This is a genomic window from Chryseobacterium wanjuense (assembly GCF_900111495.1).
In the GTDB taxonomy this organism is placed as follows: domain Bacteria; phylum Bacteroidota; class Bacteroidia; order Flavobacteriales; family Weeksellaceae; genus Chryseobacterium; species Chryseobacterium wanjuense.
Genome location: NZ_FOIU01000001.1, coordinates 1,591,601 through 1,616,341 on the forward strand (window position 1 = coordinate 1,591,601; position 24,741 = coordinate 1,616,341).

Sequence of the window (24,741 nt, forward strand, 5' to 3'; positions counted from 1 at the left end):
ATTTCCATTAAGGAGTTGTTTTTCATAATATTATAAATTTATTTCATACTTTTGATTAAACTTATTAACCATGAAAAAAGCTTTACTTCTCTTATTCACAAGCAGCATCTTGTGGGCACAAAATATTCCTGAACTATTCAATACCAATTGGTATATTTCACAGATGGTTATCGGAGGACAGACTACCATTACGCCGGTTATGGATTTTACTGTTCAGCCTTCAACTTTTGCAGTTGTTTCCGGAAACAATGTTTTTACTTCAAAATATTTTAATGTTTCAGGAATTGGGATTACATTTTCAACGATTGACGATACTTTTATGAAAAGTAATTCCGGAAGCTGTACGATTGCCGATTACTCGGGAACTAACATGACGGCCGTACAAGGCTATGACCAGAAGAATTGCGATTTTTACGGTCTGCCATCTATAGGAAATGCTTTCAGTTATGAAATTGTACCCAACGGTTCGGGTAAAACATTAATTGTAACAAACATTTCCAACGGGAATAAAATTTATTATAACAGCTTTATATTAAGGACAAAAGAAAATGAAACAAAGAGTGCTTTTTCGGTTTTTCCTAATCCTGTAAAAGAAAGTTTAACCATTGATAATCTAGGAAACGGGCTGTCTGTAAAGGTTTTCAATATGCTTGGGCAATTGATGTATGAAGGAAAAACAACCGATAGAAAAATTAAAATTGATGCTCAGAAGTTTTCAACGGGCGAGTATATTTTAACGATTCAAAATCACAAGTCGTATAAATTTATTAAAGAATAATTTAATTTTTTAATTCAAATAAAAACAAAAAACCGTCTCCACTATTGAAGACGGTTTTATTATTTTTTATAGACTACAGGCAGAATTTCATTTTTTCTCAGCCCATATTTTTTGATTTCTTCCTCCGTGAAATTTTGAGAATAAAAATTAGGTTCTGTTTCAAAACCGGCTTTTCTCAACCGATCAAAATAATCCATCCCGTACCAGCGAACGTGATCGTATTGTCCGAAATGTTTCTGACGCTCTTTTGGATCTTTAATTGTGAAATCTTCGTAGGTTTTTTCCAGAGAATTTTTCATCGGAACCTGCAAAATTCCCCATCCTCCGGGTTTTAAAACCCTGTATAATTCACTTATTGCCTTCGCATCGTCTTCGATATGTTCCAAGACATGATTGCAGAAAATAATATCAAAACTTTCATCGGCAAACGGAAGATCCAGAATATCCGCTTTCACGTCTACAATCGGGGAAAAAAGGTCGGCTGAAATATAATCCAGATTCCTCATTTTTTTGAATTTTCTTAAAAATTCCTGCTCGGGAGCGATGTGCAGAACTTTATAATTTTTAATAAAAAAATCAGTCTCATTCTGAAGATACAGCCACATCTGACGGTGTCTTTCCAGGCTTAATGTTCCGGGAGACAATGCATTTTCGCGCTGATTTCCGTAGCCGTAGGGAAGAAATTTCCGGTAAGACCTTCCGTCAATCGGGTCGAAAAACTGATCTCCTTTAAAGAATTTATAAATAAGCGGCCGCGCCCAGATACTCATCTTGATAAGCATCGGACGTGGAATTTTATTTAATAAGAGTTTAGTGACTTTTTTCATTAAAAATCCAATTGGAAAGCCTTTTCTTCGTCGCTCTCGATTCCCAAAGCATCATAAATATACTGGAATGTAGAAAGCAGCACCGGTTTTCCGTTGATCACCGCTACATCATGTTCGAAATGTGCAGAAGGTTGATTATCAAGGGTTGTCACCGTCCAGCCATCATTGTGGAACTTCACTTTTTCCGTTCCCAGATTGATCATCGGCTCGATGGCGATGGCTAACCCGTCTTTGATCACTTTTCCACTGCCCTGTCTTCCGTAATTCGGAACCTGAGGATCTTCATGCATTTTTCTTCCCAAACCATGTCCTACAAGCTCTTTTACCACTCCATATCCTTCTTTTTCACAGTGTCTCTGAATAGCATAAGAAATATCCCCGATTCTTTTTCCTCTGATGCACTGCTCAATCCCTTTGTATAAAGATTCTTTAGCAACTTTCAAAAGTTTTTTTGTTTCAGGATTTACTTCTCCGATTTCAAAAGTATAGGCGTGATCGCCCACAAAACCATTCAAAATAACGCCGCAATCTACAGAAAGTACATCACCTTCTTTGACAACATCATTGTTTGGAAACCCGTGAACAACCTGATCGTTCGGGGAAATACACAAAGAATACGGAAAACCTCCATATCCTAAAAAAGCAGGTTCGGCACCGTGATCTTTAATAAAATCATGGGCCAATTTATCTAAATGCAAAGTGGTAATCCCTGGTTTGATTTCTTTTGCCAACATTCCCAATGTTTTTGAAACCAAACGGGCACTTTCCTTCATAAGACGTAACTCGTCAATTGTTTTTAATTGAATCATTGTTCTAAATTACCAATGTATTAGTGTATTAATGTAACAGTATTAAAGAATTGCTAATTGCTACATTGTTAAATTATTACATTATTATTCTACCAGAATAATCCTCTTTTCTTTTCTTTTTTAAGTTTTGAATAGGCAAGAACTTCTTTTCCTTCTACACGGAATTCTATCCTTTCCTGAATGATGTTGTAGATCTCACCCCAACCTGGGAATCCACCAAGATTTCTGTCATCAATAAACCAATCTGCATCGAGCTTTCTTGATTGAGTTTCAGAATCAAAAACTTCTCCTTCAAAACTTGAGTTTACAGCATAGAATTCGATGCCGTTTTGTTTGCAGAATTCTACTGCCTCGTCCAACGTTTTTCCGTGTCTGTATGTCCAAAGTATCAGTCTGTATCCTTCACCCTGAAGCCTTCTCAGTGTTTCAAAAGCAAAAATTTTCGGTTTCCCAATTGCCGGATAAGCATCATCTACGATGGTTCCATCGAAGTCTACAGCAATTTTTTTATTACTCATCATTTCGAATATATTTTTGAAGTGCAAAGATACAAATAAAAAGAGTGCCAAAATACTCGGCACTCCTTAGTTTTATAATTTAATGATAATATGGAACTAACTTTTCACCCAATTGAACTGAAATTGTAAATCAGGTGTTGAAATTCTGTCGGTGATCTTCTGTAATCTTCCTGGTAATTTCATTAGATATTCCTGAGCCTTTTCGGCCTTTTCAGTAAGACCTTTTACATGCTCAATCTTCCATTCATCCAACAAATCTTTTAAAATATTGATGTAATCCTGTCCGGTATACACCATACATCTCTGTGCTGCATCAGAAAAATGTCCCCAAAGTTCACCCGCCATCTGTCCGGATTGTCTCATCATGTGAGCCGGCATTACGATCTTTTTACGCATCATATCTTCAAACGCCAGGATCATTTCCGAAGGATCAATTTCTAAGATTTTTGCTACGAAATGCTTGTATGCTTTTGCGTGTCTTGCCTCATCAGCTGCAATTACACCACACATTTTTGCTAGCTTTCCGTTTCCGGACTGTTTTGCCAGTGTACCTACCCTTCTGTGAGAAATATTGGTAGCCGTCTCCTGAAAACTTGTATACACGAAGTTTCTGTAAGGATCCATACTTGTTCCCAGATCGAAACCGTCGTTAATTAAATACTGAGTCGTGATTTCCACTTCTCTCATATTCACTCTTCCGCACAGGTAAAGATATTTGCTTAAAAGATCTCCATGTCTGTTTTCTTCGGCAGTCCAGGCTCTTATCCAGTTTGCCCAGCCCACTTCTTTCTTTTCCTGATCGATTCCGTCTACACCCATCAGCCAAGATTCGTATGATGGTAAAGCTTCTTCAGTGATACAGTCACCAATTAATGTTACGAATAAATCGTAAGGCATTTCACGTGCAAAAGTCTGGATCTCATCTAAATCGTATCTGAAATTGTCGCTCGACGGATCCGGAAGGTAATCAGAAGGTTGCCAGATTTTTTCTATAGGCGTTAAAAATTTATCCAGAAAAGAACCTACTTCCTTTTCCAAAATTCCCATTACTTCTTTCCTTACGAGCGCTTGATACATTTTTAGAATTTAGAATTAAACTGCAAAGTTATGATATTATTTATTATTTAGGACATAATAATTTGTTAATTGTTCTGATATTAATCATAAAAAATGCCGCTATATAAATTATAACGACATTTTTTCGTTAATATTATTCAATTTTAGCTAACTAAAATATCTCCCGTCATTACTTCCGGAATTGGGATTCCCATTACTTTCAAAATTGTTGGGGCAACGTCTCCCAGTTTACCCGATTTCAAATTCCAGGTGTGGTCTTTATCCATTACGATGAAAGGCACCAGATTGGTTGAATGTTGCGTATTTGGTGTTCCGTCAGGATTAATCATTACATCAGAATTTCCGTGGTCTGCCAAAATGAAAACTGCATATCCGTGTTCGTAGGCTGTCATTGCAACTTTTTCGATGCATTTATCTACTGTCTCGGCTGCTTTTACCGCTGCTTCAAAAACGCCTGTATGACCTACCATGTCTGTATTAGCAAAATTTAAACAAATAAAATCTGCTGTCTCATTTTCCAACTCAGGAACGATGGCATTGGTGATGTCATAGGCTGACATTTCCGGTTTTAAATCGTATGTCGGAACGTCTTTCGGGCTTGGACAAAGTAATCTTTTTTCACCCACAAATTCTGTTTCCCTGCCTCCTGAAAAGAAGAACGTAACGTGAGGATATTTCTCTGTTTCCGCAATTCTGATCTGTGTCTTATGGTTTTTTTCCAAAATTTCACCCATTGTGTCATGCAACACTTCTTCATCGAAAACTACGTGTACATTCTGGAATGTTTTGTCATAATTGGTTAAAGTCACATAATAAAGGTTCAGCTTTCTCATGAAATATTCCGGAAAATCTTTCTGTGAAAGCACTTCTGTGATTTCTCTCCCTCTATCTGTACGGAAATTGAAGCAAATTACTACATCATTATCAACGATTTTTGCGACAGGAACTACATTCCCGATAGCCGTAGAATCAATCATTATGATGGGTTTCATAAATTCATCGGTGATATTTTCATCGTAAGACTTCTGAATGGCCGGCAAAGCATCTGTTGTCTGATCTCCAACACCTTCTACCAAGGCATCATAAGCGATTTTCACGCGTTCCCATCTTTTATCTCTGTCCATTGCGTAATATCTGCCGACAACGGTTGCCAATTTTCCGGTGGTTGCTTCCATGTGCTTCTGAAGCTCCTCGATAAATCCTTTTCCTGAGTGCGGATCACAGTCGCGACCGTCTGTAAAAGCGTGTACAAAGACATTTTCATTTAAGCCAAATTCTTTTGCGGCTGTTAAAAGACCTTTCAGGTGATTGATATGAGAATGTACTCCCCCATTGGAAACCAAACCGATGAAATGTACTTTTTTGTTTTCTCTTTTAGCATATTCAAAAGCGTCCTGAATGACTTTTTCCTGACCCAGCGTTCCGTTTTCAACTGCCATATTCAGCTTTACAAGGTTTTGATAAACGACTCTTCCGGCTCCTAAATTCATGTGTCCCACCTCAGAATTTCCCATCTGTCCTACAGGAAGTCCTACCGCTAAACCACTCGCTTCAAGTGTCGTGTGCGGAAATTTTTGGTAACAACTATCTATAAATGGTGTATTTGCTTTATCTATTGCAGAAACGTCCGGATTCATTCCCAATCCCCATCCGTCAAGGATCGCTAATATTGCTTTTTTTGACATTGTGTATGATTTAAACATACAAATTTATCTATTTTCCTATGAATATAAGAATTTGAAAGGATTATTTTGAAAACATTCATACGTATGTAAATTAATTAAATAAAAATGTAGAAAAAAATCATATAATTCCATTGAATATAATCAATTACTATTGACGTTTTTCATCCAGATATACAGATCTTCTCCTGAGGAAATATTCAGTCTTTTTCTCAGTCTATTTTTTCTGATCTGTATAGACTGTGGTTGTACGAATGTATATGTAGCAATGTCTTTGGTAGAAAAGTTCAGAAATAATAAAGCACAGAATTTTAATTCACTGTTTTGTAATTGGGGTTCAATTTGTAGCAGTTTTGGAAAAAAATTAGGATAAACTTCTTGAAATCTTGTCATAAACTCCGGGTCATTATTTTTAGCCAATAGAATCACTTCTTCAAAAGCAACATTCAGCTTTTGAGTCAATACTTTGGTTTCCTGCTCTTTTACATTGAGAATTTTATTTTTTTTGCGTATTCTCTTATTCACTAAGAAAATAAAAATGATAGAAACTATACCTGCTGCAAATATAATATAAAGTAAAAGGTTGTTCCTGTCTTCCATAGGCTTTTGCTTTTCTTCTACCAGAAGGTCGACGGTATCTTTTAGATTTGCCTCCTCTATTATCTTTAAGCTATCGTTAAGAGTATTATATTTAAGCGCATATTTTTTTTCATTATCCTTTTCACCTGTTTTTTCATATATTCCTGACATTAAGCTATATAATTCCAATAGTTTTTTTAAATTCTTTACTTTTGCAGCAAGGTCTATTGCTTTTTTATAATCCATAATGGCTGAATCATATTGTTTTTTCGCCTCATTAATTTCACCTAAAAGCTTAAATGTTCTGAATTCATTATTGCCCAATACAATAAGTACAGATTGAGCTGACTTTATATAAAATTCTGCAGAATCAATTTTATTTTCTTTAACCTTTGCTTCAGCCAAGATTAAAAGTGCAATTTTTAAACTTGTATTCAAACCCGAATTCAGATTTTTAGGTTTTTTTACCTCTTCAATAACCCTCTTACCGTAATAAGTAGCAGAATCATAGCTCTTTTTCTCAATATAGTTTTTAGCCATTTCAACCAAAGTCATGGCATTTGAGGAATATCTGGTAGAATCTACTTTTATATTGTTTGCCAGTACTATATTTTTTCTGAGTTTTTTCAATGCTTCATCATACATTTTAATTCCTTTATAATTCATGCTGTATAATAAATTCATAGAAATTTCTTCATCCTCGTCATCCAAATTTTTAAACTCAGATTCCATTAATTTCAAATAATAATTACTTTTATTATATCTGTACTGCATAGAAAAAGCAAGAGCTAAATTATAGCATGCATATACTTTTCCTTTGGGATAATTAATACGCTTTGAGTCTTCCAGTATTGAAAGATTTAATTTAATCATGTTATCTGTTTGACCTTCAAAAAGAAGAGCATTAGATTTTTCCAGCCTGTTATCAATAACTGTTGGAGTAATCTTCTGCTGAGCAAACAGAAAAAAAGGAAAAAGTAAAATAAGAAATCTCATAGGTTTAGAGTTTTTTTCAATTGTAAATTTCTCAATCAAGAATAAGTAATTTACCTACAATAATATTAAATTTACCATTAAAATTAATAAGTAATCCATCTTATTCACAATTCATATGTATTTTATTCAAGTTTTGATATTTCTTTTAGCATTAAAGAATATAGCAGCTTTTATTAATTATTATTAATTTTGCGGTATGGATTTAAGAGATCAACTGAAAAACCTTTTTCCTGATCATGAAGAGCAGGATTTTAAGATGCCTGAAGAACAATTCAAGCAGAAAGAACCTTTGGTGTGCAAATTTGAAAAGAAAGGCCGAAACGGAAAGCCTGTAACCATTGTTGAAGGCTGGGAAGGAAGCGAGGAAGACCTTAAGAAAATCTCAAAAAAAATAAAAACTACGCTGGGAATCGGTGGTTCTGAGAAGGATGGAACGATTATCATTCAAGGAGATAACCGTGATAAAATAATGGATATCCTTAAAGAAATGGGGTATAAAACTAAAAGAGTCGGTGGATAGTTTTTGTTCAACTTTTAAGGCAAATTTTTAAATTCTTTAAGCGCTATGATCGCAAAAGTTTTTTTAATTAAACTTGAAAATATTTTCGTTCGCAACGGCACTTCGTTCAGCAAATGATAGCTGTTCAATAAGTTTTTTGACATTATGTCCAATTTCAAAACAGTTTTAGAAATAAATCTGCGTTTGCGGCATTATGGTCTTTAGTTTTTCAATGGTGGATTTATCCATTGGATTGCCCGTTAATATTAATGTTTTCAAATTTTTTAATTGCGAAAACTCAGTGGGAAGATCTTTTAAATCGTTATTCGCCAGATTCATACTGACAATATTCTTCAAACCTTTTACTTTCGGTGAAATTTCTTTGATATTGTTCTGACTTACATTTAAAAATTCCAGGTTTTTTGACTGAAACAGGTTTTCAGGAAGCTTTGAGATAGAATTTTGCTGTAATTCTAGATATTTCAATTGTTTTGGGAAGGTCAGATTGCCTAAATCGTTAATCTGATTTAAAGCTAAATTTAATGATTTTAAATTTTTAATCTGATCCAGGTCTTCAGCAATAAAACTGATCTGATTTCCCTGCAGATTAATTTCTTCCAGACTCGGGATTTTCATCAGCGCTTCCGGAAAAACATTCAGATTGTTGGCATCCAGGTGAATGACTTTCAGTTTCTGAAGCTTAGCGATATTTGGATTTATGTTGGTTAATTCATTTAAATTAATAGAAAAACTTTCCAGCTTCTGAAGTTCTGCAATTTCATCGGGAATGAATTTGATGTTGTTTTCGTTTACATTTAAAATAGTTAATTCTTTTAATGCAAAAATCGATTCATCCATTTTCTCGAACTTATTTCCCATTAAATTCAGAAAAAAAATGGCATTTAATTGTTGGATTTCAACAGGTAAATTAAATATCCCTTTCTCCCGAAAACTCATACTGTAGACCGTTTTTCCGCTTTTAAATGCTTCTTCTACATTGGTATAGGTCGGATATTTTACGGGATCGATCTGGGCTTTTGCCTCTGAAAGAATTAAAATAAAAATGGAAAGAAACAGCTTTTTCATAAATAGAAAAAAGCTACCGATAACAAAATATTACCGGCAGCCTTGTAAATATTAATAGTTTATTTTTTCAAAAGTTTTACCGTCTGCTGGAATCCTCCTTCCGCTTCGATATTTAAAACCAATACTCTTGAAGCCTCAAGCTGGTTTGTAAAATCTAAGTCTAAAGATTTGTTGGTTCCTGAGTATTTCTGAGTGAAAACAATTTTACCGTCGATGCTGTAAGCCGTTACCACGATATCTTTCAATCCTTTTGGAGAGTTGATTTTTACGATACCTGAAGTAGGGTTTGGAGCAACAGTTACTGTGTTTTCAGCTTTAGTATCAACAGTTCCCAAAGATCCTGCAGTTCCTAAATTGTTTTTAAGAGCCACTACGATCGTTGCAGATTTTCCTCTGTAGTCAATGGTATTTCCAGTAGCATCGATATCCGTAGAAATTGTAGAATCCGGGTGCTGGATTGAGAAGAATCCGAATTTGTGATCCGGCGTAAATGTAAGTCCAGTCGGTTCTGATCCTGCAGGCATTGAAGCGAAAAGTCTCACTTTAGGATTCGCCTGAGTATGATCCGGAGCGACTACCCAAATGTAGTTTTTACCCCCATCCTGAAGCACCCAAAGGTTACCCAATTCGTCGAAAGTAAGGTTGTCGTTTCCATCTCCCCAAGCTTCCGTTTTCGTTCCCTGAGCCGTGTCGAAAGAATAGTTCGTAGTAAGACCTCCCACGAAAGTTTCAACCTGAGAAGCGGTAGTTCCGTTATCCTGAAGTCTGTATACTTTATTTAAACCTTTTGCCGTAAAATACACTTTACCATCTAGAGGACTGATCTCAATATCTTCTACCCCGTTGAAAGAAGTACCTCCTAACGATTGAGCTAATGCAGCCGTATTATTTTGATCTGCTTTTGTTTTATTTGGAATCTGAACCCAAGTAGCCGTTGTTGCTACAGGATCTCCTCCACTTAATCCCTGGTCTAATTTTAATGCATAAAGATTTCCGGAAGAAAGATCATTTGGAGTATCCATCACATATTTGTACACCATATGAGTTCCTCCGTCTTCACCGTAATAAGCAACTGTTCCTGCATTATTTACCACTACATTTTCGTGGTTCATGATACCCATTTGCCATAATTTTCCTTTAGAACCGTCAGCGTTTTGAGAAATAACCTGGGCCGTAGCAGGATCAATTTCTACCAACCAACCGTAATCCTTCATTCCGTCAGCATTTACATCACTTGAAGTCGTTTGCTCTTCTGCTGTAACGATGGTTCCCCATGGTGTAACACCTCCTGAACAGTTTCTGATTGTCTGAACCAAGCTCGGAGCAGAGAAACTTACCGCTCTTGATTTTGTCAATTGCCAAAGTTTTGTTGTACCATTATAGTTGATTTCAGCCATGGTAACTCCACCCGGATTCGTTTCGTGGTTTACAGAAAGATATCCGTTGGTAGCGCTTCCATTCTTCGGAACGTATCCTGTAAAGTCGTTCAGACCTCCTACTAATCCTCCGCCTTCTGTATAATTGTCACCTTCTTTTAGGATTAATTGATATTTATGTTCTGTAGGAATGATCAGTTTATTTGTCTGAGCTGTCGGTACGATAGACGTAAAGCAGCTGATATGTGTTGAGTTGCAGGCTACTGGAGTTGTCGTCACAACAGTTTTAAGATAAGCATCAATTCTTAAATCCGAACTTGCAGCACCTCTGTTGTGCAGTTCGATAGAAATTCTGTTGTTTCCGTTTACAAATTTAGATTTTGGAATAGAGAAAACATTATAAACACTTTCCGCAGAGCTGTCGATCGTTGTACTAGACCAAGTCGTGAAATCTATTGTTCCGGCAGGCATATTGTCTCTTACTACTTCTTCTCCGTTAAGATAAACAACGATACCGTCGTCTCTCATAATTCCCAATTCCATGGTAGAAGAAAGATCGTTTAAATTCACTGTAAAATCTTTCGCAAAATAAGCTGTTACAAGACCTGTAGCCGTTGTCGTTGTCACAGGATCACCGTACCCAAGAGGTCCGTTTCCTTGAGACCATGCAGAAACATCGTAAGTTGTATCCTTCCACTGAGCAGCCAACGCTGTATTGCTGTCATTATATTTCCAAGAAGAATTCTTGTTGAAAATAAAAGTCTGAGCATTGAACAATGAACTTGAGATCATCGCAAGAGCTGCAATTGTTAGTAGTTTTCTTTTCATAATTAAATTTCGATTTATTAGACTCTGCAAAGCTATTTTTTTGTTGTGAACCCTCTATTAATAGGACTTTAAATAAACTGTTACGAATATTAATTAATCTGAAATTTAATGTTAAGCGCATGAATTTTTTGTTAAGAGATGCGGGATACGAGTTTCGGGTTTTGAGTTTTCGTGTAAAAACTCAGATTATCCGTTTGAATTAAAACTCGCAACTACCTCTTACTCACATCCGTCAGAGCATTCAAAAAGGCAATGATTTGCTTGATTTCCGGTTGGGTAAGGTTCAGTTTATCCGGAGCCAGGGTTTGATTTTTCATTTTCAAGCCAAGACCTTCTCCTCCGCCTTCGTTGTAGAAATCCATCACCTCTTCCAGGGTGTTGAATGCACCGTTATGGAAATACGGTTTTGTTAAGGCAATATTTCTCACCGTCACTGTTTTGAAAGAATTTTCGTAAATCCAGGAATTTTCCTTTTTCACAGGACTGTTGATTCTTCCTTTGTCGGCATCGAGTTCAATAGGTTTTTGATTGATCGGTTTTGTAGGAATTCCCAACACTTCAGATTCATTTTCATTAAAAAATGGAGGAACTAATCCCGAAAAGTTGGGAGCAAAATGACAAGTAGCGCAATTGGCTTTTCCCATGAATAAATTAAACCCTTTTTTAGCATCAACAGAAATTTCTTTTTCGTTTCTCATGAATTTATCAAAATCACTCTCATAAGAATACAGTGATGCCACATAAGAACTCAATGCTTTGGAAAAGTTTTCTTTGCTGATATTTCCGTTTTTAAAAGCTGTTTTAAACGCTTTTTTGTATTCCGGTTTTGTTTTTAATTTTTTAATGATGCTTTCGTAGCTTGTATTGAACTCATCTTCATTGTAAATCACGTGTTCCGCCTGTTGTTCAAGATAAAAAGCTCTTAAATCGTAGAAAAATCTTTTCGCAAAAACGGCGTTGTATAAAGACGGAGAGTTTCTCAGTACCGTTTTTCCTTCGACATTACTTGGAGATTTTGATTTTAAATCTGTGAAGGCATTTTCCGGCAGGTGGCAGGTTGCACAGCTCATTTTCCCGTTGTCGCTTAAATTCTGATCGTAGAAAATCTCTTTTCCCAATGCTCTTAAATCGGCATTATCTTCCTCTTTTTTCAATAAAGTATAAAAATACGGATCCAGAAAATCGCTGCTGAAAAAGTTTTTGTTATTGACATTCCAACCTGAAAATTCTTTCAGATCATCACTTCTTCCGTCCCATTTTCCGAATTCTTCATACAAAGGCTGAATATATTTTTTGTAGAATTCTATCCTGTCAAAAGTCTCAAAATCGGTATTTTTTGAAAGATAACCGATTCCATCCGTTAAAATCGCATTGGCTTTCTGAATATTATAATTTTTAAAATACGGATCATCATTAATGTATTTTTTCATTCCCGAAAAAACATGCTTTGCTTCTTCTGAAACATTCAAAGAACCGGGAGTATCAAAACCTGTCACGCCCAAACTGTACATTCTGATCAACTCGATTCGCAGGGGTAATGTTTTGTTGTTTCCTTTGCTTAAACCGTTTTTAACAGAGCTTAAATAAAAGCTTGCATAACTATTGTATAAAAAATCTGTGATTGCCTTTATTTTTTCCTTTTCTTCCGCCGCTTCATCGGAAAATATCAACTCATCCAAGACCTGAAGCCCTTCCGGAGGCAACGTATAAGCCGATGTTCCCGCAGCTTCAATGTGAAATAATGGCGCCGCATTCAGGTGGGTTTTTGTAAATTCCGGATAATGATAAGCGATGTAAAATTCTATTTCTTTGAAAGAGTTCCTTGTGTTTTTCAGGGATTCCTGAAGTTGTTCCAAAGGGATTTTTTCCTCAGAAAACTGGTAAACATCTGATTTTAACTGATCCAGCTTGGTTTTAAAATCTGCTAAGCCTTTATTAACAACATTATTTTCATTTTCAACTCCTTTATAAACAGGATTAAAAGACATTATCGCAAAACCGATGAATAGGAAAATAAGAATCAGAGGATAGAATTTCATTAAAAATTTTAACGACAAAATTAGTGTTTGAACAGTATTTCTAGTTTAAATTTAGATTAACTAATGTTTACATTTTATATCAGGGATTTTTTATTAATTTTGATTCTTTAATATTAATTTATACCAATCCTTCGATTACTTTACACCCAGGATGAAACGGATAAATCAGGCTGTCCTTTAATTATACATAATATTTGCAGTGTCATCCTAAGCGCAAAGCAATCGAAGAATCTATTAATTATCAGAATTTAATTATAAAAAAAAACATATTATGCTAAATAAACTGGCTGCTTCAGAACTCGTTCTGAACGATGATGGAAGTGTTTACCACTTAAACCTTTTACCTGAAGATATTGCAGAAAAGATCATCCTTGTAGGAGATCCCGACAGAGTGGCAAAGGTTTCAAAATATTTCGATACCGTAGAAATCAAAAAAAATAAAAGAGAATTTTATACGCATACCGGAACTTTAAGAGGCGAAAGAATCACCGTAATTTCTACCGGAATCGGTACGGAAAATATTGATATTGTGATGAATGAGCTTGATGCTCTGGTAAATATCGATCTTAAAAATAAAGAGTTCAAAAAAGAGCATTCTTCGCTTCAGCTTTTCAGAATGGGAACTTGTGGAAGTGTAAATCCTGATGTGCAGGTTGATAATATGCTGGTGACCCAGAATGTTGTGGGATTGGATGGTCTGATGCATTTTTACCAGGATTATGAGTTTGAAAACGAATTTTCGAAGAACTTTTTAGATAAATTCCCTTACCCGAAAATCAAGCCGATGCTGTATTTTGCAGACTGGTCGGAAGAATTGGGAACCTTATACAAAGACGCCAAATATCACGGAAATACCGCTACTTTCCCGGGATTCTATGCTCCACAGGGAAGACAACTCCGTCTGAAAGCACTTGATGACAGGTTTTTGGAAACTTTAAATGATCTTGGTATTACCAATTTCGAAATGGAAACTTCGGCAATTTATGCTTTATCTAAACTTTTAGGTCATAAAGCGATTACGGTAAACAACGTCATTGCCAACAGAAGACGCGGAGAATTTTCCGCAGATCACCATGCTTCCGAAAGGAACCTGATCGAATGGGTTTTGGATAGAATTATCAAATAAAATAAAAAGGATTTCAACAGTTTTGAAATCCTTTTTTTAATCCCCTATATAATGTTTCTAACCTTAGAATTCATTGATCGTTACATAGAAATGTGATGAGTTCAGACTTTCTGCATTTCCTGAAATATTGGTAAGGTTGATGGTAATATTCGACGTAGAAGTCATTCTCGGATTTGAAATTGAAAACGTAGCATTTCCTGCAAAATCTCCTGCCGGTGTTACCACAATCGTTGCTCTTGTAGAAGTCGGAATCAAAGCCGGAGGAATTATGATATTCATCGTTGTAGATTTCCCGGAAGGCAGGTTATTTACCGATACACCCGGCCAAGTTTCAAAACTGATCTGGTTTTTGTTTACCGTTCCTCTTTCTCCCAATTTGTACTGTCCGTACACATCAAGCTTGGTATTTACATTCGGTGTGCTGGTTCCTATTCCTACATTGGCATTACTGTCTCCCAAAACAATCGCATTATATTGTGAAGTAGTTGCATTATACCCGATCGCTGTAGAATTTTGACCTGTTGCAGAAGCTCCTGAGCCGATAGCTGTAGAATTCTGACCGTTGGTTAAAGATCCGTAACCAATTGCTGTTTCACTATTCGCATTCGTTTTAGCGTTGTATCCTAAAGCAATTGACTGGAAACCTGCTGCCAGAGAATTATTTCCCAACGCTGAAGATTCGTTGGCTGTAGTTTTGGCGTTATACCCTACTGCCGTCGACTGAAATCCTGAAGCCGTAGAATTGTTTCCCACTGCTGAAGATTCGTTCACCGTTACTTTTGCATTGTAACCCAACGCAATCGAGCGAAATCCTGAAACATTGGACAATTCTCCCAAACCAACCGATTCATTAGCCGTCACACTTGCATTATTCCCAATAGAAATCCCTTGGTAAGCCGTACTTGAAGTACCTAAAGCTATACCGTTCTGAGAAGCATTGGCCCCCACTCCGAAGCTTATGGAATTGTAGACTCCCAGTCTTCCCATTATATTTGAATTTACTTTAAAAACAAGATCATCCAAAGTATTTGTTCCTAAAGCCAGTGTTGTATTGGCTCCGGCGTAAGTTCCGCTGTTTGTTCCTGTTGTATTCCAGCCAGAAGAGCTTCCGTTGATCCCGTTTCCGGAATTTGTACTTGCGATAGAAAGCATATTCCATTTCAGGTTATTCCAATAGTAGAATCCTGTATCTGTCAATCCGCCTTGTCCGTTGTTCCAAACAATTAAGCCGTTAGCCGGTGTCGGAACTGTTACGTTGTCAGTAACTGATGTCAAAGCAATGCTCGGAAACAATACTCCTTTATTTTTAGAATTAATTTCCAGCATCGCGGAAGTCGCAGGATCAGGCGTGCCTATCCCTACTTGAGCAAAGACAAAATTAAAATTAATTAAAAGTAAAATGATAAGTCCGAATTGTAGTTTTGATTTTTTTTGCATCCCTAGGATAAAAATTTATTATTAGTTTCTGATGCAAATATAAGAATTTTTAATAAAAGTGTACTTTTTTTGTGAATTTTTTAAAATTAACACTAATTAGTGAATAAATGTGCATTTAATCACCATTTAATGAACGTTAACATAGAATTAATTCTATATTAAATATTGATTAAATGCACTTCAGGAGCCATTTTTAATTCTAAATTGAGTGGATTAATATTGTAAACTTTTTAAAAAACATCACCTAAAATTGAATAAAATACAATTTATCACTATCTGATGAAACAATTTTCGACATGATCATTGACCATTCCCGTCGCCTGCATGTGCGCATAAACGACAGTTGAACCCATAAATTTGAATCCTCTTTTCTTCAAATCTTTTGCTAAAGAATCTGATATTTCGGTAGTTGCAGGAATATCTTTTAATGTTTTCGGCTTATTGTCAACAGGCTTTCCACCTACAAAATCCCAGATATATTTTGAAAAACTTCCGAATTCTTTCTGCACTTCCATAAATTTTTGAGCATTGTTTATGGTGGCTAAAATTTTAAGGCGATTTCTGATAATGCCGGGATTTTGCATCAATTCTTCAATTTTTGCTTCAGAATATTTTGCAATTTTTTTATAATTAAAATGATCAAAAGCTTTTCTGAAATTTTCTCTTTTGTTTAAAATAGTGTACCAGCTCAGCCCCGCCTGAAAGCTTTCAAGAATTAAAAATTCGAAAATAGTTTCATCATCGTAGACAGGTTTCCCCCACTCTTCATCATGATATTTTTTGTAGAGATCGTCTTTTTCGGACCAGCCGCAGCGTATTTTTTCCATGATTTTTGGTTTTAATTTAATTTTTATTGAATTTATACATCTCAATCCTTCGACTGTTTTGCGCTCAGGATGACACTTCTAATACTATCTGTTATAAATTATTAGTATAAATCAACTGCATAATTGTCCAGTGTCATCCTGAGCGCAAAACAGTCGAAGGATTTAGTTTAAACTAATATAAAGTTGATAATTAAATATACCAAAGTTAAAAATAAACTGATTTAGAAAAGTATAACAAAAGTTTATGAAAAGTTTAACACGTCCCGAAATTTTTAGGAATGGTTCTTGTTTATTGAATATCAACACACAAAAATATTAATGTTATGAATAATTCAGAATACAACAAAGCGGAAAATGCAGTAAACAACACCGAAAACTCATTACAAAATGCTGCAGATAAAGCAAAATGGAAAGTTGAAGATTTGGCAGACAAAGCCAGAGATTACATCAACGAAAAAAGAAACAATGATGAGGAAGCGCAACAGGAAGACTGGCTCGACAGGGTAAAAGCTAATGTTTCCGAAACGTGGGAAGACATCAAAGACAAAGCCAACGACGCCTGGGAGAAAACGAAAGATGCAGCAGAAGATGTAAAAGCAGAATGGAACAAGAAAACGAATTAAAATTTCAGTCATATAAATATTTTCAAGAAAAACGGAGTCTTTTATATAAGGCTCCGTTTTTTATTATGTGATAAACACAAATTATTGCTACATTTGTATATTAATAAACATTAAAAAATTATGTCATACGGTTTACTTAAAGGCAAAAAGGGAATTATATTTGGAGCCCTTAATGAACAATCAATCGCATGGAAAGTTGCAGAAAGATGTCATGAAGAAGGTGCTGAATTTATCTTGTCTAATGCTCCTATCGCAATGAGAATGGGAGAACTTAATGCTTTGGCAGAAAAAACTGGTTCCGAAATAGTAGGTGCAGATGCCACTTCAATAGAAGATCTTGAAAAACTTTTTGACGCTGCTGTTGCAAAATTTGGTAAAATCGACTTTATCCTTCACTCTATCGGAATGTCCGTAAACGTAAGAAAGGGAAAACATTATACAGAAATGAACTACGACTGGTTGGAAAAAGGCTGGGATGTTTCCTCTGTTTCTTTCCACAAAGTAATGCGTGTGGCTTGGGAAAAAGACTGTATGAATGAATGGGGAAGTATTTTGGCGCTTACTTATATCGCAGCACAAAGAACATTCCCGGATTACAACGATATGTCTGACAATAAAGCTTATCTTGAAAGTATTGCAAGAACATTCGGAAACTATTGGGGAGAAAGAAAAGTACGTGTGAATACAGTTTCACAATCTCCTACTCCTACTACTGCGGGAAGCGGTGTGAAAGGTTTCGGAGGCTTCCTTGGATATGCAGAAGATATGTCACCGCTAGGAAATGCTACAGCTCTTGACTGTGCAAACTATTGTGTAACGTTATTCTCTGATCTTACCAAAAAAGTAACGATGCAGAATCTTTTCCACGACGGAGGTTTCAGCAGTACAGGGGTTACTCAGAAGGTGATCAGTAAATATGATACTGAATAATTATTCTTACAAAAATAATATATAGGCCGGAGCAGTTTTTCTGTTCCGGTTTTTTTTGCTTAAAATAAATCGGCGGCATCTTCGATGCCGCCGATTCTTAAAAAATAATGTTAATATGAAGCTTATAAAATTACGGTCTGGATAGAATGTGCAGGAGCAGAAAGCTTGGCTGCCATTCCTTCGATCCAGAGATTGGCATCGATATCGTTGTCGGAATCATTCATGATGACAGTTACCAATTGTCCGTTTTCATTCATGAAAGTTGTGGAAGTAAGCGCCGCTCTGTTGGATGAAGTTCCGATTCTCTGTGCATTCGGTTTAATGAATTTCGAAACGTGTCCTACATAATAATATTCGTAAGTATAATGAACTTCCCCTGTTTTGGTATCTGCAATGATAGGCGCAAAACAGAAATTCCCGACGTGGTTTGGTCCGCCAGTTTCATCGAGAAGAACATTCCAGTCTGTCCATAAAGCGGTTCCTTTGTTGAAATCATTCAGCATATTTCTACCGTATAATTCGCCCAACTTCACGTCATAAATTTTAGTCATATCAAACTGCTCTTTACAACCTTCCGTGAAAGCCAAAAACTTATCCGGAAAAGCTCTTTGGGTTTCTGATAAATTATCAAAAAGTTGGGTTTTGTTATTCCATGTTTCGTACCAGTGGTAGCCGATTCCGGAAGCGTATTTTGAAGTTTCGGGATCGCTTAATGTCGTTGTAGCTCTCTGATAAATCAAATCTCTGTTGTGATCCCAGATCATTACTTTTTTATCTTTAAAACCATTCTTCCAAAGGGTTGGCCCTAAATTATTTTTAAGAAAAGCCCCTTCCTCTTCAGCAGTATAAATACAAGATTCCCAGGTTTGTGTGGCCATTGGCTCGTTCTGAACCGTCAGTCCCCAAATATTAATTCCTCTTTTTTCGTATTCTTTAATGAATTTAATATAATAATCTGCCCAGGTCTGATAAAAAGCATTTTCCAGTCTTCCTCCTTTCAGCATATTTTTATTCGATTTCATCCATGCTGGCGGACTCCACGGAGAAAAATAAAAAGTGAAATCTTTTCCGATCGCCTTTTGAGCTTCTTTAATCATCGGAATTTTATACTTTTCATCATGCGCAACGTTGAATGATTTTAATGAATTATCATTTTCCTGAACATAGGTATAAGAATCGCTTGAGAAATCACATGAGTTCATATTGGTACGGACGACCGTGTATCCCAACCCGTTTTTCCCGTAATACGCTTCGATAATTTCCTTCTGCTTATTTTTAGGAAGTTTATAAAAAGTTTCGGCGGAAGCATCCGTGATCGCACCTCCGATTCCGATTAATTTTTGATATTTAAAATCAGGATCCACAAAAATACACGCATCAACTTCTTTAGGTTGATCCATTTTTTCGAATTTTACCATTCCTTTATCTACCATTTTTTCGTTGGTTTTCGAATTGGTAAGAATGACTTTCGCTGTTTTTCCTGCGTTTTTTTTCCAGTAATTTTGTGCGTTGGCATTAAAAGCCATCCCGATAACAAAACAACTTACGATTAGTTTCTTCATAATTTCTTCTTTCTATTTTTCTTTATTAAACCACCCCGTCAAAAATTCTTCGAATTTTCGCCACCCCTCCAAAGGAGGGGAATTTTCACAACGCCCATTATTTATTTTGATAAACTCTTACATAATCTATCTCATATTTTTGAGGAAAGATCGTATCATCTATTCCTTCTTTTCCGCCCCAAAATCCACCGACAGCTAGATTTAAAATGATAAAATACGGTTGATCAAAAGGCCATGCTTCGTACGTCTTTTCTTTATTTTCATAAGTGAAAAACTTTTGATCATCGATATACACATCAATTTTCTCAGGTGTCCAATCTGCTTTATAGACGTGGAATTTCTCACTTGCATCTTTCACGATCAAAGTATCGGTTTTCTGTGTTCCGATGATGTGATTGTATTTTTTTGTATGAACCGAAGCATGAATATAGCCTTGATTAAAGCCCACATGTTCCATGATATCCAGCTCACCGTCGTCCGGCCATTTTTTCATATTTTCGCTCATCATCCAGATGGCAGGCCAGGTTCCGCGACCTTTCGGAAGTTTTGCACGAACTTCAACCGTTCCGTACTGAAAGGAAAATTTACCTTTCGTTAAAAGTCTTGCAGAAGTATATTTCTTATTTTCCCAATCTTCTCTTCTGGCTTCAATGACAAGATTTCCTTTCTCCAGCCTTGCATTTTCTAACCTATCTTTGGTATAAAACTGAGCTTCTTCATTTCCAAAACCGCTTCCTCCCACATCGTAGTTCCACTTTGTAGAATCGGGCAATCCTTTTCCGTTAAACTCATCGCTCCAGATCAGTTTCCTGTTGGAATCAGGTTTGTTTGAAGCACAGTTTGAAACAGAAAAAAGTAATGTTCCTCCGATTAAAATGGTGATGATGGCTTGAAGTTTCATTTATTAGGGTTTTGAGTTTGATGATGCTGTTTTTTAACGCAAAGTTTTTGTTTAAATATTTATAATGTTGAGTGAGCAAAGAGCTGCGACAAGTCGCTGAATAAGCATAACTATAAAACATACACTTCAACTAATCAACTTTGTTGATTTTCTTTGCCTCCTTACAATCAATAATCCTTTTAAATAAATCTTTGCGTTAAAGATTCTTCAATTAAGTTTAATTTATTTTCAAAGTTTGTCATACTGGAAGCATCTCTACAAAGATTATTTAGATTCTTTCAGAATGACAAAAACACTGTTTATAATATTTTATTAAAAACCTTTAGTCTTTTACTACCAAAAGCGGGTTTCATCCCGCTTCTAGTAAGTAAACTAATATTTATTTTGACCAGTTAATTCTTTTTGTCTGAACATTTTGAGAATCGGTTCCGATCATAATGTCGAAGTCGCCGCTTTCCCAATCGTAATTCAGTTGATCATCATAGAATTTCAGATTTTCCGGAGTTAATGTAAAGTTTACCGTTTTACTTTCTCCTTTTTTGATGAACACTTTTTGGAAGCCTTTCAGCTCTTTTACAGGTCTTACCACTTTTCCGAACAAATCTCTGATGTACAATTGTACTACTTCTTCCCCGTCATAATTTCCGGTGTTGGAAACATTGACACTGATATTTAAGGTCTGATTTCCTTTAAGATTGGTTGAGCTTAAAATCATATCAGAATATTTAAATTGAGTATAACTTAAACCAAAACCAAACGGAAATTTCGGGTCATTATCCAGGTCGATGTACGCTGAAACATAGTTTCTGTCGGTGTTGTTTTTCGCGGGTCTTCCTGTATTGTAATGATTATAATAAATTGGAACCTGCCCTTCCGTTCTTGGGAAAGTCATGGGAAGTTTTCCACCTGGATTTACCGTTCCGAAAAGTACATCTGCGATAGAATTTCCGGCTTCCGTTCCCAGCCACCAAGTATACATGATCGCCGGAATATTGTCTGCTGCCCAATCAAAAACCAAAGGTCTTCCTGCATTGATCATCAATACAATCGGCTTTCCGGTTTTTGCAATTTCTTTTAATAAATCTTCCTGAACGCCCGTGAAATGCAGATTGCTTCTGCTTTTCGCTTCACCACTCATGGCGTGACCTTCACCCAAAGTCATGATCACAACGTCTGCTTTTTTCGCTGTTTCCACCGCTTCTGCAAACATCGATTTGTCCTGATCATCAACATTGGCACCTTTTGCGTAGAGTAAAGTTGAGTTTTTGTCTAACTGATTTTTAATTCCGTCAAACTGCGTTACGATTCTTTGATTATCATCTTTAAAAGCAATCGACCAAAATCCGTGATTGGCAGAAGTTTCTTTCGCGAAAGGACCGATCAGAGCAACTGTTTTCGTTGATCTTGAAAGAGGTAAAATATTCTTCTGATTTTTAAGCAAAACAATACTTTTCGAACCAAATTCTCTTCCGAATTTTCTGTGTTCCTGATTGTTTAACTGTTCTTTCTGCCTTTTCTCGCTGCTGAATCTGTAAGGATCATCGAATAATCCCATTTCAAATTTTTTAACCAAAATTCTTCTCGCTGCATCATCAATCAACTTCGGGTCAACCTTTCCTTCCTGAACCAATTTTGGAAGTTCAGCCATGTAAGCGCGGCTTTCCATATCCATATCACTTCCTGCATTGATCGCTTTTTCCGCTGCATCTTTATTGTCTTTGGCATAACCGTGAGGAACCATTTCGCCGATGCTTCCCCAGTCGGAAACAACAAAACCTTTGTAGTTCCATTTTCCTTTTAATAAATCTCTTAAAATGTATTTGTTAGCCGTTGCCGGAACTCCATTAATATCATTAAAAGAATTCATAAAAGTAGCAACTCCTGCTTCTGCAGCCGCTTTGAAAGGTGGCAAATAGGTTTCGTTCAATTGTCTTAAACTCATATCAACGGAATTGTAATCTCTTCCGCCAACTGCCGCTCCATACGCTGCAAAATGCTTTGCACAAGCCATAATTGCATCAAGATTTCCCAAACCTTTTCCCTGAAAGCCTCTGATTCTTGCCAAACCGATCTGTGTTCCCAGATAAGTGTCCTCGCCCGAACCTTCCATCACTCTTCCCCATCTCGGATCTCTCGCGATGTCGACCATCGGTGCAAACGTCCAGTGAATTCCGTAAGCCGATGCTTCTGTTGCTGCAATTCTTTCGGATTTTTCGATTAATCCTAAATCCCAGCTCGCCGCCTGACCTAAGTTTACCGGAAATGTTGTTCTGTACCCGTGAATCACGTCCTGGCCGAACAATAATGGAATTCTTAACCTTGATTTTAAAGCTAATTCCTGAAACTTTCTGGTTTCCTCTGCTCCCGCTACATTGAGCATGGAACCGACTTTGCCTTGTTTTATTTCATTTAAAACAGTTGCAGAATTGGAATTTTGAGGCCCCGTTGCATATTCAAAACCGCTGTATTGAACCAACTGCCCTACTTTTTCTTCTAACGTCATTTTCGACAACAACTCAGAAACTTTCTGGTCGATTGTCTTTTGCCCAAACGCATTCATCCCAAATGCTGTAATTGCCAATAAGAAATAAACTCTCTTCATTTTACTTTAATTTTCTATTTTCTGTCGTTTATCAAATTATTTTTAACGCAAAGTCCGCAAAGTTTTTTTGAAATTAATACTGTCTATTTTTAAGTTCGCAAAGGCGTTTTACTTAACTAAGAACACTAAGACTTTTCAAACCATACAATTGATTCTTTACTTTAAAAAATATATGTCGCTGTTGAGCTTCCTGAAATTGTTACAGGAGCCGTTTTTTGATTATATTTAATCGAAAACGCTTTATCGGTAGAGTTGCCGTTCTGAACGATCAAAACTGTTTTCCCAGCCGGAGTTTTAAACGCTACCGTTGAAAGGTTATCGCTCTGCGTAGAAGCGATTCTCTGAGAATTTACAGGAACGAATTTTGAAGCATGGGCAATAATATAATACGCCACATTTTTTTCATAACCTGAACCGCCGGTAATCGTCACCGCACCCTTACATTGGGTACAACCGCCCGGTGTATGAGGTCCGAAAGATGCGTCATTTGCTACATTCCACTCCAATGCTGTCTTGCTCCAGTTTCTCATGGATCCAATAATAACATTTTTAACGTGCCAATCCAAATCTCCCCCGAAATTTCCTGTAGAACTCGTCCATTGTTCTGTAAAATAGACGTTTTTATTCGGGAATAAATTATGAACCGTACTTAAAGCCGAAATATCTCCCGCGTACAAATGGAAAGCCGATCCGTCAACATAGGGATTTGCCGCTGAATCATTTAAAACCGTCAAAGGATAAGCCGGATTGTCGCAGTTGTGATCGTAAGCAATGATTTTAGTAGTAATATTAGCCGCCTGGAAAGCAGGACCTAAATGAGTTTTAATAAAAGTAGCCTGATCTGTCGCAGTCATATACATACTCGGATTATTTCCGGGATGTAAAGGTTCGTTTTGAGGAGTGATGGCATCGATTTTAATTCCCTGCGCCTGCATTGCCTGAATATATTTTACAAAATATTGAGCATAGACTCCATAAAATTCAGGTTTTAAGCTTCCTCCGATGCTGCTTCCGTTGTCTTTCATCCAAACCGGTGGTGACCAGGGTGTTGCCAAGATTTTAATATTAGGATTAATAATTAAAATATCTTTTAACATCTGGATAACGGCCTGATCTTTAGTTAAGCTAAATTGAGCAAGCGTAGGATCCGTCTGTCCGGCCGGCATATCGTCATAAGAAAATACTTCGCTGTTCAAATCTGAAGCTCCGATGCTGATTCTTAAATAATTAACTCCAATTCCTGAACTTCCGAATAAGTCATTCAGTAATTCCTGTTTCTTGGCTGCATTCAGCTGGTTGATCACCTGAACACTTCCTCCGGTAAGCGTATATCCGAAACCATCAATATTCTGGAAAACCTGTGAAGCATCTACCTCGATCGTCGTTCCTGTACTCGATGTTCCTGAAAAATAGACTGTACTCTGCTGTTGTAGTTTCACTGACTGATCTCCTTTCGTTAACCATACCTGTACCGGATCTCCGGAAGTATTTCCGCCTCCGTTGTTCCCCGAATCGCCATTGGCTAAATCCGAAGATGTACTGCTACAGTTAAAAAAAGAAAGAAGTGCTACACCGCAAAGTGCAGCACCTCTAAGTACGAAACTATATGAATATTGTGATATCATATTAAATTTTATAA

Annotated in this window: 20 protein-coding genes; 5 read left to right on the top strand and 15 right to left on the bottom strand. The window is 36.5% G+C overall.

The genetic code is table 11. From position 1 onward, the window contains the following. Window positions 1-70: 70 nt before the first annotated feature. Window positions 71-778, top strand: coding sequence for a T9SS type A sorting domain-containing protein (locus tag BMX24_RS07325; protein ID WP_089791383.1), 708 nt, complete (start codon window positions 71-73; stop codon window positions 776-778). A 59-nt stretch (window positions 779-837) separates the two neighbouring features. Here BMX24_RS07325 and BMX24_RS07330 read toward each other — a convergent pair whose 3' ends face one another. The 6 genes from BMX24_RS07330 to BMX24_RS07355 all read right to left on the bottom strand — a co-directional run bounded on the left by BMX24_RS07330 (window position 838) and on the right by BMX24_RS07355 (window position 7,266). Next, entirely contained in the window at window positions 838-1,605 is a 768-nt protein-coding gene (locus BMX24_RS07330) for a class I SAM-dependent methyltransferase (RefSeq protein WP_089791384.1), read from the bottom strand. Then, complete coding sequence (gene map, locus BMX24_RS07335) at window positions 1,605-2,414, bottom strand: type I methionyl aminopeptidase (protein ID WP_089791385.1); 810 nt, start codon at window positions 2,412-2,414, stop codon at window positions 1,605-1,607. Before map ends, BMX24_RS07330 begins: the two co-directional genes overlap by 1 nt. 89 nt (window positions 2,415-2,503) lie before the next feature. Further along, window positions 2,504-2,935, bottom strand: a complete 432-nt coding sequence (locus tag BMX24_RS07340; protein ID WP_089791386.1) for a BT0820 family HAD-type phosphatase — start codon at window positions 2,933-2,935, stop codon at window positions 2,504-2,506. Between the two features lie 93 nt (window positions 2,936-3,028). Then, complete coding sequence (locus tag BMX24_RS07345; RefSeq protein WP_089791387.1) at window positions 3,029-4,009, bottom strand: acyl-ACP desaturase; 981 nt, start codon at window positions 4,007-4,009, stop codon at window positions 3,029-3,031. Between the two features lie 143 nt (window positions 4,010-4,152). Continuing rightward, the gene (gene gpmI, locus BMX24_RS07350; RefSeq protein ID WP_089791388.1) at window positions 4,153-5,694 is read right to left on the bottom strand and encodes a 2,3-bisphosphoglycerate-independent phosphoglycerate mutase; all 1,542 of its coding nucleotides are present in this window, start codon (window positions 5,692-5,694) and stop codon (window positions 4,153-4,155) included. Window positions 5,695-5,835: 141 nt separating this feature from the next. Beyond that, entirely contained in the window at window positions 5,836-7,266 is a 1,431-nt protein-coding gene (locus BMX24_RS07355) for a tetratricopeptide repeat protein (protein WP_089791389.1), read from the bottom strand. A gap of 196 nt (window positions 7,267-7,462) precedes the next feature. Here BMX24_RS07355 and BMX24_RS07360 point away from each other — a divergent pair, with 196 nt between their 5' ends. Continuing rightward, window positions 7,463-7,786 carry a translation initiation factor gene (locus BMX24_RS07360; protein WP_089791390.1) on the top strand — a complete coding sequence of 108 codons (324 nt, stop codon included), beginning with the start codon at window positions 7,463-7,465 and terminating at the stop codon, window positions 7,784-7,786. A 165-nt stretch (window positions 7,787-7,951) separates the two neighbouring features. Here the strand turns inward: BMX24_RS07360 and BMX24_RS07365 are convergent, their stop codons facing one another. From BMX24_RS07365 to BMX24_RS07375, 3 genes are all read right to left on the bottom strand, one after another. Beyond that, window positions 7,952-8,851, bottom strand: a complete 900-nt coding sequence (locus BMX24_RS07365) for a leucine-rich repeat domain-containing protein (RefSeq protein ID WP_089791391.1) — start codon at window positions 8,849-8,851, stop codon at window positions 7,952-7,954. Window positions 8,852-8,910: 59 nt separating this feature from the next. Then, window positions 8,911-11,055 carry an alkaline phosphatase PhoX gene (locus BMX24_RS07370; RefSeq protein WP_089791392.1) on the bottom strand — a complete coding sequence of 715 codons (2,145 nt, stop codon included), beginning with the start codon at window positions 11,053-11,055 and terminating at the stop codon, window positions 8,911-8,913. A 212-nt stretch (window positions 11,056-11,267) separates the two neighbouring features. Beyond that, a complete protein-coding gene (locus tag BMX24_RS07375; RefSeq protein WP_089791393.1) occupies window positions 11,268-13,094 on the bottom strand; it encodes a cytochrome-c peroxidase in 1,827 nt (608 codons plus the stop codon). 271 nt (window positions 13,095-13,365) lie between these two features. On the opposite strand from BMX24_RS07375, the gene BMX24_RS07380 reads away from it, so the two are divergent. After that, window positions 13,366-14,220, top strand: a complete 855-nt coding sequence (locus BMX24_RS07380; RefSeq protein ID WP_089791394.1) for a nucleoside phosphorylase — start codon at window positions 13,366-13,368, stop codon at window positions 14,218-14,220. Between the two features lie 63 nt (window positions 14,221-14,283). Here the strand turns inward: BMX24_RS07380 and BMX24_RS07385 are convergent, their stop codons facing one another. Then, window positions 14,284-15,657, bottom strand: coding sequence for a hypothetical protein (locus BMX24_RS07385; protein ID WP_089791395.1), 1,374 nt, complete (start codon window positions 15,655-15,657; stop codon window positions 14,284-14,286). Between the two features lie 272 nt (window positions 15,658-15,929). Next, entirely contained in the window at window positions 15,930-16,484 is a 555-nt protein-coding gene (locus BMX24_RS07390) for a DNA-3-methyladenine glycosylase I (protein WP_089791396.1), read from the bottom strand. A 323-nt stretch (window positions 16,485-16,807) separates the two neighbouring features. On the opposite strand from BMX24_RS07390, the gene BMX24_RS07395 reads away from it, so the two are divergent. Continuing rightward, window positions 16,808-17,107 (top strand): hypothetical protein, encoded by a 300-nt coding sequence (locus tag BMX24_RS07395; protein ID WP_089791397.1) that lies wholly within the window; start codon window positions 16,808-16,810, stop codon window positions 17,105-17,107. 120 nt (window positions 17,108-17,227) lie between these two features. Beyond that, window positions 17,228-18,037 carry an enoyl-ACP reductase FabI gene (locus BMX24_RS07400; protein ID WP_089791398.1) on the top strand — a complete coding sequence of 270 codons (810 nt, stop codon included), beginning with the start codon at window positions 17,228-17,230 and terminating at the stop codon, window positions 18,035-18,037. 122 nt (window positions 18,038-18,159) lie between these two features. On the opposite strand, the gene BMX24_RS07405 is transcribed toward BMX24_RS07400, so the two are convergent. The 4 genes from BMX24_RS07405 to BMX24_RS07420 form a co-directional block, all read right to left on the bottom strand. After that, on the bottom strand, window positions 18,160-19,599 hold the full coding sequence (locus BMX24_RS07405; RefSeq protein WP_089791399.1) for a glycoside hydrolase family 30 protein: 1,440 nt from the start codon (window positions 19,597-19,599) through the stop codon (window positions 18,160-18,162). A gap of 97 nt (window positions 19,600-19,696) precedes the next feature. Beyond that, window positions 19,697-20,500: a glycoside hydrolase family 16 protein gene (locus BMX24_RS07410; protein WP_089791400.1), complete on the bottom strand. Its 804-nt coding sequence runs from the start codon at window positions 20,498-20,500 to the stop codon at window positions 19,697-19,699. A gap of 379 nt (window positions 20,501-20,879) precedes the next feature. Further along, window positions 20,880-23,102, bottom strand: coding sequence for a glycoside hydrolase family 3 N-terminal domain-containing protein (locus BMX24_RS07415; RefSeq protein WP_089791401.1), 2,223 nt, complete (start codon window positions 23,100-23,102; stop codon window positions 20,880-20,882). Between the two features lie 161 nt (window positions 23,103-23,263). After that, window positions 23,264-24,727 carry a glycoside hydrolase family 30 protein gene (locus BMX24_RS07420; RefSeq protein ID WP_089791402.1) on the bottom strand — a complete coding sequence of 488 codons (1,464 nt, stop codon included), beginning with the start codon at window positions 24,725-24,727 and terminating at the stop codon, window positions 23,264-23,266. Between the last annotated feature and the right edge of the window lie 14 nt (window positions 24,728-24,741).